The sequence below is a fragment of the Rhizobium lentis genome (genome assembly GCF_014200175.1).
Taxonomy (GTDB): domain Bacteria; phylum Pseudomonadota; class Alphaproteobacteria; order Rhizobiales; family Rhizobiaceae; genus Rhizobium; species Rhizobium mulingense.
On the sequence record NZ_JACHBD010000017.1, the window covers coordinates 1 to 11,880 of the forward strand.

General features: G+C 62.0%; 9 protein-coding genes. 5 read left to right on the plus strand and 4 right to left on the minus strand.

Features of this window, described 5'->3' with window-relative positions:
* The first annotated feature begins 316 nt into the window (after nt 1-316).
* The 4 genes from GGI60_RS28190 (at nt 317) to GGI60_RS28205 (ending at nt 5,710) form a co-directional block, all read left to right on the plus strand.
* A complete protein-coding gene (locus GGI60_RS28190) occupies nt 317-1,264 on the plus strand; it encodes an ornithine cyclodeaminase family protein (RefSeq protein WP_183919627.1) in 948 nt (315 codons plus the stop codon).
* Nucleotides 1,261-3,726 carry an ATP-dependent helicase HrpB gene (gene hrpB / locus GGI60_RS28195; protein ID WP_183919625.1) on the plus strand — a complete coding sequence of 822 codons (2,466 nt, stop codon included), beginning with the start codon at nt 1,261-1,263 and terminating at the stop codon, nt 3,724-3,726. Before GGI60_RS28190 ends, hrpB begins: the two co-directional genes overlap by 4 nt.
* Before the next feature lie 24 nt (nt 3,727-3,750).
* Nucleotides 3,751-5,061, plus strand: a complete 1,311-nt coding sequence (locus tag GGI60_RS28200) for an ActS/PrrB/RegB family redox-sensitive histidine kinase (RefSeq protein WP_183919623.1) — start codon at nt 3,751-3,753, stop codon at nt 5,059-5,061.
* Between the two features lie 70 nt (nt 5,062-5,131).
* Nucleotides 5,132-5,710, plus strand: a complete 579-nt coding sequence (locus GGI60_RS28205) for an ActR/PrrA/RegA family redox response regulator transcription factor (protein WP_183919621.1) — start codon at nt 5,132-5,134, stop codon at nt 5,708-5,710.
* An 11-nt stretch (nt 5,711-5,721) separates the two neighbouring features.
* Here the strand turns inward: GGI60_RS28205 and GGI60_RS28210 are convergent, their stop codons facing one another.
* Nucleotides 5,722-6,216, minus strand: a complete 495-nt coding sequence (locus GGI60_RS28210) for an MmcB family DNA repair protein (RefSeq protein WP_183919619.1) — start codon at nt 6,214-6,216, stop codon at nt 5,722-5,724.
* Between the two features lie 179 nt (nt 6,217-6,395).
* On the opposite strand from GGI60_RS28210, the gene GGI60_RS28215 reads away from it, so the two are divergent.
* Entirely contained in the window at nt 6,396-7,079 is a 684-nt protein-coding gene (locus GGI60_RS28215; RefSeq protein ID WP_183919617.1) for a L,D-transpeptidase, read from the plus strand.
* A gap of 76 nt (nt 7,080-7,155) precedes the next feature.
* Here the strand turns inward: GGI60_RS28215 and GGI60_RS28220 are convergent, their stop codons facing one another.
* From GGI60_RS28220 to GGI60_RS28230, 3 genes are all read right to left on the minus strand, one after another.
* On the minus strand, nt 7,156-9,327 hold the full coding sequence (locus GGI60_RS28220) for a malate synthase G (RefSeq protein WP_183919615.1): 2,172 nt from the start codon (nt 9,325-9,327) through the stop codon (nt 7,156-7,158).
* Nucleotides 9,328-9,412: 85 nt separating this feature from the next.
* Complete coding sequence (locus GGI60_RS28225) at nt 9,413-10,825, minus strand: cytochrome P450 (protein ID WP_183919613.1); 1,413 nt, start codon at nt 10,823-10,825, stop codon at nt 9,413-9,415.
* 48 nt (nt 10,826-10,873) lie between these two features.
* Complete coding sequence (locus tag GGI60_RS28230) at nt 10,874-11,821, minus strand: DUF1402 family protein (RefSeq protein WP_183919611.1); 948 nt, start codon at nt 11,819-11,821, stop codon at nt 10,874-10,876.
* Nucleotides 11,822-11,880 lie beyond the last annotated feature (59 nt).

Here is an 11,880-nt window from a genome sequence, read left to right on the forward strand (position 1 = left end):
GCGCCGCCGCCCTCGTTCAGTGAGTGGGCTTATAGAACCAACCCCTTTTCCAAGTCAACAGCCATACCAAAAGTTTTTTGACATTTTTGTAACAGGTTGAAAACGAAGGGCTTTTGTCTGTTGTTTCCGAAAACGAGCAAATCCGCCGTCCGATGGGGCGGTTTTGAGATTCGTTTTTGCCGAATCCTGAGGCAAGGACATTCGGCAAGGGAGACAAGATCCTATATGGGAAGCCGGAGGCGAAATTCCAGGGCACTTGCCTATGGCGCGGCACGCTCGCTAATTTGGCAGCGATGATGATCCAGCGGAGCGAAGAATGCTTGTCCTCGATGAAGAACAAACGCGCGCGGCCTTGCCCTGGCCGGAACTGATCGCGGCGATCGCCGACATGTTCGACAGCAACTGCGTCATGCCGGTGCGCCATCATCATGAGATGGAAGTGCCGAACGAGGAGAGCGCCACGTTGCTTCTGATGCCGGCCTGGGTTCCCGGGCGTTATGCTGGGGTGAAGACGGTCTCCGTCTTTCCCGGCAATATGCGGCGCGGTCTGCCGGCGATCTTCGGAACCTATCTTCTTTCGTCTGGCGCCACCGGCGAGATGCTGGCTGCAATCGACGGCGGTGAGCTGACCGCACGACGAACGGCGGCGGCATCGGCGCTGGCAGCCCGCTATCTCGCCCGCGCCGACGCCGAGGAGATGCTTGTCTGCGGCACCGGCCGGCTGTCGCTCAATCTGATGCTCGCGCATGGCACGATCCGGCCGATCAAGAAATACCAGGTCTGGGGTCGCAACGGACAGGCTGCGGAAAGGATCGCCGCCGAGGCACGAGCGCTCGGGCTGAATGCCGAGGCGGTGGCGAATGCGGAAGCCGCAGCGCGAAAGGCCGATATCATCTCCTGCGCCACGCTTTCCAATGAGCCGCTGATCTCAGGCGAATGGCTGAAACCCGGCGCTCATCTCGATCTTGTCGGCGCCTTCAAGCCGAGCATGCGCGAAAGCGATGACGCGGCGATCCGCCGCGCCAGCGTGTATGTCGATACCCGCGCCGGCGCCATCAGCGAGGCGGGCGATATCGTCCAGCCGCTGAAAAGCGGCGTGCTGAGGGAAAGCGACATAAGAGCGGAGCTTGCGGAACTTGTCAGTGGCGCCCATGGCGGGCGAAGCGATGAGACCGAAATCACGCTGTTCAAATCCGTCGGCGCGGCGCTGGAAGATCTCGCCGGCGCGATTCTTGCGTATGAAACGGTGACGGGCCGAAAGTGACGATCAGTCCTTCATTGCCGGAACTTCCGGTTTCACATGTCCTGCCGGCTATCGGCGCGGCGCTAGCCGAGCAGAAGCGCGCGGTTCTTTCGGCACCGCCCGGCGCCGGCAAAACGACCTTGGTGCCGCTTTACCTGCTCAAGCAAGCCTGGCGCGGCGACGGCAGGATCATCCTGCTGGAACCGCGGCGGCTGGCGGCGCGGGCGGCTGCAAGCCGGATGGCGTCGTTGATCGGTCAACAGGTCGGCGGCACGGTCGGCTACCGCATGCGCCTCGACAACAGGATATCGGCGGCTACACGGATCGAGGTCGTGACGGAAGGGGTTTTTGCCCGGATGGTCCTCGAGGATCCCGAACTCTCCGGCGTCTCGACCGTGATCTTCGACGAATTCCACGAGCGTTCGCTCGATGCCGATTTCGGGCTGGCGCTGGCGCTCGACGTTCAATCGGCCCTGCGCGAGGATTTGCGCATCCTGGTGATGTCGGCGACGCTCGACATCGAACGTGTGGCCGCCCTGCTGGAAGATCCGCCTGTCATCGAAAGCTTGGGACGCAGCTTTCCCATCGATATCCGTTATCAGGATCGGCCGGGCGGCGAACGCATCGAAGATGCCGTGACGCGGGCGATTGTCGACGCGCATGCCAGCGAAACCGGTTCGATCCTTGCTTTCCTGCCGGGCCAGGCGGAAATCACGCGGACCGCAGAGCGGCTGCAGGGACGATTCGGCCCCGAAACGCTGATTGCGCCGCTTTACGGCAACCTTGGCCAGAAGGAACAGGACGCCGCGATCCGGCCCGCCGCCGCCGGTCAGCGCAAGATCGTGCTTGCGACATCGATTGCCGAAACCTCGATCACCATCGACGGCGTGAGGATCGTCATCGACGGCGGGTTGCAGCGTCTGCCGGTGTTCGAGGCATCGACCGGAATCACCCGTCTCGAGACGGTGCGCGTGTCGCGGGCTTCGGCCGATCAGCGAGCCGGCCGCGCCGGGCGAACGGAACCGGGCATCGCCGTTAGGCTGTGGCACCAGGGACAGACGGCGGCGCTACCGGCCTTCGCGCCGCCGCAGATCCTTTCGAGCGATCTTTCCGGGCTGGTGCTCGATCTCGCGCACTGGGGCGTTCAGGACCCGGCATCGCTCGCCTTTGTCGATGAGCCGCCGGAAACCACGCTGAAGGAAGCACGGACGCTGCTTGCTCAGCTCGGCGCGCTCGACAAGGACGGAATGCTGACCGCGCGCGGCAAGGTTATGCGCGATCTCGCCCTGCCGCCACGGCTTGCCGCGATGGTCGTGTCGGCGGGCGAATCGGGGCATGCCCGGGACGCGGCATTAATCGCGGTGCTGCTGACCGAACAGGGGATAGGCGGAACGAGCCTCGATATAGAGGAGCGGCTGCGGCGCTTCAAGGCCGAGCGCGGCGAAAGGGCGGAGGCCTCGCGGCGGCTGGCAGGGCGGCTGGCGAACGGCCTCGACAGAGTTGAGGCAGCGGCGCCGGCGCTGGCGGGGCAGCTGCTGCTGCACGCCTTCCCGGACAGAATAGCGCTTCAGCGCGGCGGACGCGGACGATTCGTGATGGCTAACGGACGGGGCGCGGAAGTGCCGGAAACCGAGAGGCTCGCCGGCAGCCGGATGCTTGTCATCGCCGATCTCACCGGCCGGGCGGCGCAGGCGCGGGTTCTGGCGGCCGCCGAGGTGACGCGCGGCGATATCGAAGCCGAGCTGCCCGGCGAAATCAGAACCGACGACCAGGTATTCTTCGACCGGCAGAGCCGGCAGACACGGGCGCGGCGCGCGACCCGGCTCGGCGCGATCATCTTCGACGAGACGCCCCTCCCGCGCCCTTCCGGGACAGCCGTGACCGAGGCGCTGATGGAAGGCGTACGCGAACTCGGGCTCGATCAGCTTGCTTTCTCGAAGGAAGCCATTCAGCTTCGCGAGCGGATCGGGTTCCTTCACAGGACGATCGGCGACCCCTGGCCGGATGTCGGCGACGCCGCGCTACTTTCCCGAATGGACGAATGGTTCGCGCCGTTTCAGAGCGACGCCCGCGGCCTCTCGGACATATCGCCGGGCGGGCTCTCCACGGGGCTGATGTCACTGGTTCCGCACGACTTGCAGCGTGATCTCAGCCGGCTTGCCCCGACGCATTTCGAGGCACCGACCGGCCAACGGCATCCGATTCAATATGAAGGCGAAGAGCCGGTGCTGACGATCCGTGTGCAGGAGCTGTTCGGGCTCAAGCAGCACCCGGCGATTGCCGGAGGCCGTTTGCCGCTGCTGCTGGAACTGACGTCGCCGGCGCACCGGCCGATCCAGACGACACGCGACTTGCCGGGCTTCTGGGCCGGCTCATGGAAGGACGTGCGCGCCGAGATGCGGGGGCGCTACCCACGCCATCCCTGGCCGGAGCGTCCGGAAGAGGCATTACCGACGACACGGGCAAAGCCGCGTGGTACATGAGGGCGACCCAAGGAACCCTGCGGAATGATCGACAAGCCAGTAAGCCATACGATGGAGGATCGACACAGCAGCCGGAGACTGCGCCTGCAGACGCTGGTGCGGCTGCGCTGGCTTGCCGTCGGCGGGCAAGCGCTGACGGTTTTCATCGTCGCCTTTTGGCTGAAATTTCCCTTGCCGCTGATCGCCAGCTCTTCACTGATTGCCGCTCTTGCCTGGGTGAATTTCTATTTGACGATCCGCTACCCGCCGACGCATCGGCTGGAACCGCCGGCCGCCTTTGCGCTGCTCGACTTCGATCTTTTGCAGCTCTGCGCGCTGCTCTTCATCACCGGCGGTCTTGCTAATCCCTTCGCTGCCCTCGTCTGCGTGCCTGTCATCATCTCCTTTGCCTCGCAGCCAATCCGCTACAGCACCGCACTGATCGGCATCGCGATGGTCTGCATCACGGTACTTGCCTTTTCGCCTTTTCCGCTGCCCTGGTTCGACGGGGTCGAGATCAACGTGCACAATGTCATGCAGTTCGGCGTCTGGTGCTCGATCGCCTCGACAATGGCATTTGCCGCTTTCTACGCCTACCGCGTTTCGATGGAGGCGAGCCAGCTTGCCGATGCGCTGGCCGCGACCGAACTGGTGCTGCAGCGGGAAAAACACCTTTCACAGCTCGACGGGCTGGCGGCGGCGGCCGCCCACGAACTCGGCACGCCGCTTGCGACGATCAGCGTCGTTGCCAAGGAAATGGAGCGGGAACTGAAGGATGACGATCGGTTCCGCGAGGACGTCATGCTGCTGCGCAGCCAGAGCGAACGCTGCCGTGACATCCTGCGGCGGCTGACGACGCTGTCTTCCGAAAACGAGGCGCATATGCGCCGGCTGCCGCTTTCCTCGATGATCGAGGAGATCGTTGCGCCGCACCGGGAATTCGGCATCGCGCTCGAGCTGATCGAAAAAAGCCCGCGCAAGAGCGAGCCGGTCACCGATCGCAATGCCGGGATCATGTACGGACTCGGCAACCTCATTGAGAATGCCGTCGACTATGCCAGGGAGAAAGTGACAATCACCGTCGAGCACGATCACGACAAGGTGCTGATCGTCATCGAGGACGACGGCAACGGTTATTCGCCCGACATCCTGACCCGAATCGGCGAGCCCTATGTGACCAGACGGCAGAAGGAAGATACGGCCGGGGGCCTCGGGCTTGGACTATTCATCGCCAAGACGCTGCTGGAGCGCTCCGGCGCATCGCTGATTTTCGAGAACCGCGAGCCGGAGAGAGCCGGCGCGCGCATCCGCATCGAATGGCCGCGAATGCTGCTCGACGCAAATTCGACAAAATGAGTTTATCGGCATAAGTAGAACGAGAAACGGTTGAACAAGATCGGGCGTTCAAGCGCCGGGACCTGAGACGATGACAGAACAGAATCATGAAAATTTGGCCGCATCGGATGAAGACCATATCGGGCCCGACGCCAGCCTGCTGATCGTCGACGACGACGGGCCGTTTCTGCGCCGTCTCGCGCGGGCGATGGAGACGCGCGGCTTTCAGGTGGAAACGGCTGAGTCCGTGGCGGAAGGCGTTGCGAAATCGAAAGGCAGGCCGCCGAAATATGCAGTGGTCGATCTCCGGCTCGGCGACGGCAACGGGCTCGATGTCATCGAAGCGATCCGCCAGCGGCGCGACGACACGCGAATCATCGTGCTCACCGGCTACGGCAATATCGCGACGGCGGTGACGGCCGTGAAGCTCGGAGCCGTCGATTATCTGGCAAAACCCGCAGATGCCGACGACGTCTTTTCGGCGCTGACGCAGAGGCCGGGCGAAAAGGCCGAACTCCCTGAAAATCCGATGTCGGCCGATCGCGTGCGCTGGGAACACATTCAGCGGGTTTATGAAATGTGCGAGCGCAATGTCTCGGAAACGGCGCGCCGGCTCAACATGCACCGGCGGACGCTGCAGCGCATTCTCGCCAAACGCGCGCCGAAATAGGATGGCATCCCTCAGACGTCGTCGACGGTGAGCGGTTTTCCGTTCGCCCATTCGGCCATCATCAGCCTTTGCGCGGCGGCACGCGAGAAATTGAGTGTGAGGGATTTGCGGGTGGCGGGCGCCATACGATGTTCCGGCGCCTCGCGAATCATATGGGCACCATAGCCATCCGAGAGGAAAAGCCCGCATTCCTCAGGAAAGATGTCGAGCGGCACATCTTGATGCGTGGCAAAGAACAGGCGGTCGCAATGCAGCCTGTATTCCGGCCATTTGCGATCGACCCGGAAATCTTCGATCGAGGTCTTGATCTCGATGATCCAGACCTCGCCCTTTTCCGAAAGCGTGATCAGATCGGCGCGGCGCCCGCTCGCTAGCGGCAGTTCGGGCAGCACCGCGTGGCGCATTTCATGCAGCAATATCTGCGTGCCCCTCCGCACCATCATGGCCCTGTCCGATTGCCGGCCATCGATTAACGGATTGTTATTGTAAACGCTCAAAATCGTCATGGATAACCATCGTGGGGCTGTGCAGGTTGTTGCAAAAAAACCATGCGCTTTTAATTTGCGCGGCGGACGAATTCGCCGCGCCGCAGCAGCCTTGCAAAGCGCAAGTTAATCGAAAATAAACCATAATCAACGATGGTCGAAAGACCGTTCTCCCTGCCGCAAAACTTCAAGAGTCATCTATGCGCTTCCGCAATGCATTCCCTGTATTTGGCCTGCTGACGACGCTCGCGCTGGCCGGTTGCTCCACGAGCTCCGACAGCGCCTCCGTCGACGACAAGGGCGCTGGCCCCACGGTCCAGACAGCCCAAATCTTCAATGACGCCTATGGCGTGACGAAGGATGCCGGATACTCCCTGCCGGCGATCCCGATCGATCGGGTCAAGCCGCAGTTCCGCCGCCAGGTCGTCAGCTACCAGACCACCGAGCGTCCGGGAACGATCATCGTCAACACGCGCGAGCGCTTCCTCTATTACATCCTCCCCAACGGCAAGGCGATGCGTTATGGCATCGGCGTCGGCAAGCAGGGCTTTGCATGGGCCGGCACCGCCTACGTCGCCTGGAAACAGGAATGGCCGACCTGGCACCCGCCGAAGGAAATGGCTGAACGCCGTCCTGATGTCGCCAAATATGTTGAAGACGGCATGGGCCCCGGCCTCACCAATCCACTCGGCGCGCGCGCCATGTATCTCTTCAACGAGGATGGCAAGGACACGCTGTTCCGCCTGCACGGCACGCCGGAATGGTCTTCGATCGGCACTGCCGCTTCCTCGGGCTGTATTCGCCTGATGAACCAGGACGTCATCGACCTCTACAGCCGCGTCCGTCCCGGCAAGGGCACCTCCAAGGTCATCGTCATTCAGTAAGCTAGAGACTGAATTCGGTATAAAAAAGGCTGCCGAACTGTCGTTCCGGCGGCCTTTTCATTTCTCAACTGTCCTCTCAACCGGCCCGCTTTGCCTTCAGCTCGAGGCGGCGGCGGTGAAGCACCGGCTCGGTATAGCCGTTCGGCTGCTCCCGGCCCTTCAACACGAGGTCGAGGGCTGCCTGGAAAGCGATCGACCCGTCGAAATTACCGGCCATAGGCTGATAGGCCGGGTCCTGCTCGTTCTGCCGGTCGACGACGGCGGCCATGCGCTTCATCGTTTCGACGATCTGAGCTTCGCTGACCACCTGGTGATGCAGCCAGTTCGCCATGTGCTGGGCCGAAATGCGCAAAGTGGCGCGATCCTCCATCAGGCCGACATTGTTGATATCGGGCACCTTCGAGCAACCGACGCCCTGATCGACCCAGCGCACGACATAGCCGAGGATGCCCTGGGCATTGTTGTCGAGTTCGCGCTGGATTTCCTCCTGAGACCAGTTCGGCCGCACCGCGACCGGCACCGAGAGAATGTCGGATAGTTTGGCGCGGGCGCGGTCCTTCAGTCCCTGCTGAATCTTGGCGACATTGACACGGTGATAGTGGGTGGCATGCAGGGTCGCGGCCGTCGGCGACGGGACCCAGGCGGTGTTGGCGCCGGCCTTGGGATGGGCGATCTTCTGCTCCAGCATCGCCGCCATCAGATCCGGCATCGCCCACATGCCCTTGCCGATCTGCGCATGGCCGGAAAGGCCGCATTCGAGGCCGATGTCGACATTCCAGTTCTCATAGGCCGATATCCAGGCGGCCTGACGCATGTCGCCCTTGCGAATCATCGGGCCGGCTTCCATCGAGGTGTGAATCTCGTCACCGGTGCGATCCAGGAAGCCGGTATTGATGAACACGACACGCTCGCGGGCGGCGCGGATGCATTCCTTGAGATTGACCGTGGTGCGGCGCTCCTCGTCCATGATGCCCATCTTGATGGTGTTGCGCACCAGCCCAAGCGCATCTTCGACCCGCGAGAAGATCTCGGCGGCGAAGGCGACTTCTTCCGGTCCATGCATTTTCGGCTTGACCACATACATGGAGCCGGTGCGGGAATTCTTCTTCCGGCCGGCCGAGCCGATATCGTAAAGCGCGATCAGGGCGGTGATGACGGCATCCATGATGCCCTCAGGCACTTCGTTGCCATCGCGGTCGAGAATGGCAGGATTGGTCATCAGGTGGCCGACATTGCGCACCAGCATCAGCGAGCGGCGATGCAGCTCGAAGGCGGTCCCATCCGGACCTATATAGTCCAGATCCGGGTTGAGCTTGCGGATGAAGCTCGCGCCGCTTTTTGCGACCTCTTCCTGCAGATCGCCCTTCATCAGGCCGAGCCAGTTGCGGTAAACGACGACCTTGTCCTCGGCGTCAACGGCGGCAATCGAATCCTCGCAGTCCATGATCGTGGTGATCGCCGATTCCAGCCAGACATCGGAAATATGGGCCGGATCGGTCTTGCCAATCGCCGTTGCCGCATCGATGACGATCTCGATGTGGATGCCGTTGTTCTTCAGGAGAAGATGCGTCGGAGCGGCGGCATCGCCGCGATAGCCGGCAAAATGCCCACCGTCCCTCAGCACTGCCTGCTCGCCATCGGTCGATCGGATGATGAGCGCTCCATCCCTGACGGCGAAGCTTGCGACATCCTTCCAGTGGCTGTCCTGCAGCGGCACTGATGTATCGAGGAAATCGCGCACCCAGGCGATGACCTTCTCGCCGCGCTTCGGGTTGTATCCCCTGCCCTTTTCGGCGCCGTCGCTCTCGGGGATGGCGTCCGTGCCGTAGAGCGCATCATAGAGCGAACCCCAGCGGGCATTGGCGGCGTTGAGAGCATAACGCGCGTTCATGACGGGAACGACGAGCTGCGGACCGGCGATCGTGGCGATCTCGGGATCGACATTCTGGGTCGAAACCTGGAAGTCCGACCCCTCGGGTAGGAGATAACCGATTGCGCGCAGGAAGGACTGGTACTCATCCATATCGGTCGGAGCGCCATGTTGGCGATACCAGTCGTCGATCTTGAGCTGCAGCTCGTCGCGCTTGTTCAACAGCGCCCGGTTCCTGGGGGCGAGATCATGGACGATCGCCGAAAAATCGGCAAAGAACTTGTCCGCATCGATCGCCAGACCGGGCAGAACTTCCTGGACGAGGAAATCATGAAGGACGGATTCGACGGCAAGACCGTTCTTATCAACGCGGCTCATGCGACATTCTCCCTGGCAACGACTTTGAATGCTGCCACTTTGCCCGGCTTTCATTCACAGTCAATTCCGCAATAATTCGAAAGATTTATGCCGCACGGGAAATTATGCGCGGCGTCACGCCCATCGGCAGTCCGTTCTGCGGCTGCGTCGTCAGCTTCTGCACCGGCCAGGGGTTGGTCGCTTCCGTCTGGTCGAAGCGAAAGCGGTGCATCATGACGGCAAGCGCGATCACCGCCTCCTGCAACGCGAAAGTCGCACCGATGCAGACGCGCGGGCCGGCGCCGAACGGCAGGAACTGGAAACGGCCGATGCTGCCGCGATTTTCAGGAAAGAAGCGTTCCGGCATATAGGCGCGTGGCCTGTCCCAATAGAGTTCGTGACGATGCAGCGTCCAGGGCATGATGAGCACGGTGATGTCGGCCGGGATCTCGACCTTTTCGCCCTTCGCATTGGTCCAGACGTCATCGGCGATCGCGGCGCGATTGATCGAGGGTGCGGGCGGATAAAGCCTGAGCGCCTCCTCGAACGCTGCCCGCGTCACCGGCATGAGATCCAGCCATTCGACCGGCTCGGCGTCGGTAGCCAGAATACTATCGATCTCCGCCTCCATGGCTTCACGAATATGCGGGCTGTTAGCGACGCAATAAAGCGTCCAGGCGAGCGCCCGCGCAGTCGTCTCGTGGCCGGCGCCGATGAAGGTCAGGATATTGTCCTCGATCTCCTCCTTGGTCAGGCCGTCGGGACCGGTCTGCTCGAGAAGCAGCGTCAGAAAATCGTCCGGTGCTGTGGCGCGGTCAGCCCTCATCTTCGCAAGCCGCATGTCCATGGTATCGCGCACGATCGCCCTGAATTTCTCCAGTACCTTCTGGCCGCCGATGCGGGTGAGCCGCGGCACCCAGGAGGGCGCGCGCAACAGATCCATCGGATCGACGCGGCCCATGCGGTGGAGAAGTTCGTTGACGTCGTCAGCAAAATGGCCGCTGGAGGAGACGATTTCGCCGGAGAAAAGCGTTTCGGCAAGAATCGCAAAGGTGAGATCGGTCATGTCGGCGGCGATGTCGAAGATCTGGCCAGCCGGAACGGCGCCCTCGTATTTGCGGACGTATTCTTCGGATTGCCGCAGCATCTGGCCGGCGAAACCTTTGGCATGGCGCGGTGTGAAGACGGGCGCGACCGCCTTTCGCGACCGTTTCCAGACCTGGCCTTCGGCCGTCAACAGGCCATCCCGCAGGATCGGCCGCAGCACCAGCTGGCGAATGTCAGACATGCGATAGTTCGTTGCATTGTCGACCAGCACATGCTTGATCAGCCCGGGATCGTTGACTATCAGGGTGTGCTGACCGAAGAAACTCGTCTTGATCCAGGGCAGCGTGTAGGACGGCTCGCCCCACAGTTCGAGCGGATTGCGCAGGATGATGCGGATGATCTCAAGCCGGCTCGGCGGCACGGTGCGCGGCAGCGGCGCCGGCGGAACGAAGGGATCAGGGCGCATGTCCATCGGAAAAAGCCTTTCGGGGAAGATCAACGCTTCCCGTCAGGCTTGAAGCTAGAGCAGGCCCTTGAGTTCGTCCAGCTTGTCGTTGATCAGCCAGCCGTAATAATTCTCTTCGGGCCAAACGGTCGCAACGGAAGACCGGTTTTTCGCAGCGAGTGCCGCGGCGCGCTGGCGCGAATTGCCGACATTATAAAGAGTCGCCGTCAGGCCGGGATTGCCCGAGATATCCATGCCGGCAATCTCTTTATAGTCGTCGATCGACCTGCGGATGGAAGCGGCGACGAAGGCGAGCGAGATATCGGGGTCCATGATCGCCCGGTAGACGGCGCCGGCATTCTTCTCGTTCAGCTTCGGATAACCCGACACGCGACTGACGAGATCCGAGAGCATCAGCGCCGTCAGCGGATTGACCTGGCCAAGGCCGAAAGTCTGGCCGGCATAAAAGGGTTGGAAGAAGACCGCGCTGAAGCGGTTATTGGGGAAGCTCTGGCCGCCGACCGTCTTGCCGCGGAAATCGCTTTCCCAGACATCTTCCCGGCAGGACCAGAGCGTGTAGGAATCGCTCTTGCCCTTGCACTGAGCAAATTGCGGCCGCGCCACGAAATCATCAACGTTTTCGCCGTCATAGGCGAAGCGGAAGCTTTCTCCGGCATAGGAGGCGGCCTTGACGTAATAGGCCTGCAGCCGGTCATAGGCATCGACATTATAGGTGTGCTCGCCGACGATGGCGCCGACGACATGGATGGGATTGATGCCGTAAGCGCTGGAGACCTTGCGGATTTTCGCTATCAGCTCCCGATCGGTCGCCAGAAGCTCATGGACCTTTTCGTATTTCAGATCGAAGCTGCTCTTCGTGCCCTTGGTGCGGCGAACGGAAGCACCCGGAATATCGGGCTGCTCGACGTGACGGTTGCCCGCCGGAACCGTCTGCATTGCGAAGGCCGGCGCCGAATTCACCAGGGCAGCGGCAATCAAAAGGCTTGTCAAAAGGCGTCGCACGATCCGCTATCCCGTCCATTCATCGTCCTGCTTGCGATGCGGCTGACTGGACCAGAATC

What these genes read in the sequence shown, in the direction of transcription:
- GGI60_RS28225 (WP_183919613.1), bottom strand. Translation starts at nt 10,825, where the DNA reads ATGGACATGCGCCCTGATCCCTTCGTTCCGCCGGCGCCGCTGCCGCGC.
- GGI60_RS28205 (WP_183919621.1), top strand. Translation starts at nt 5,132, where the DNA reads ATGACAGAACAGAATCATGAAAATTTGGCCGCATCGGATGAAGACCAT.
- GGI60_RS28190 (WP_183919627.1), top strand. Translation starts at nt 317, where the DNA reads ATGCTTGTCCTCGATGAAGAACAAACGCGCGCGGCCTTGCCCTGGCCG.
- GGI60_RS28200 (WP_183919623.1), top strand. Translation starts at nt 3,751, where the DNA reads ATGATCGACAAGCCAGTAAGCCATACGATGGAGGATCGACACAGCAGC.
- GGI60_RS28210 (WP_183919619.1), bottom strand. Translation starts at nt 6,216, where the DNA reads ATGACGATTTTGAGCGTTTACAATAACAATCCGTTAATCGATGGCCGG.
- GGI60_RS28220 (WP_183919615.1), bottom strand. Translation starts at nt 9,327, where the DNA reads ATGAGCCGCGTTGATAAGAACGGTCTTGCCGTCGAATCCGTCCTTCAT.
- GGI60_RS28215 (WP_183919617.1), top strand. Translation starts at nt 6,396, where the DNA reads ATGCGCTTCCGCAATGCATTCCCTGTATTTGGCCTGCTGACGACGCTC.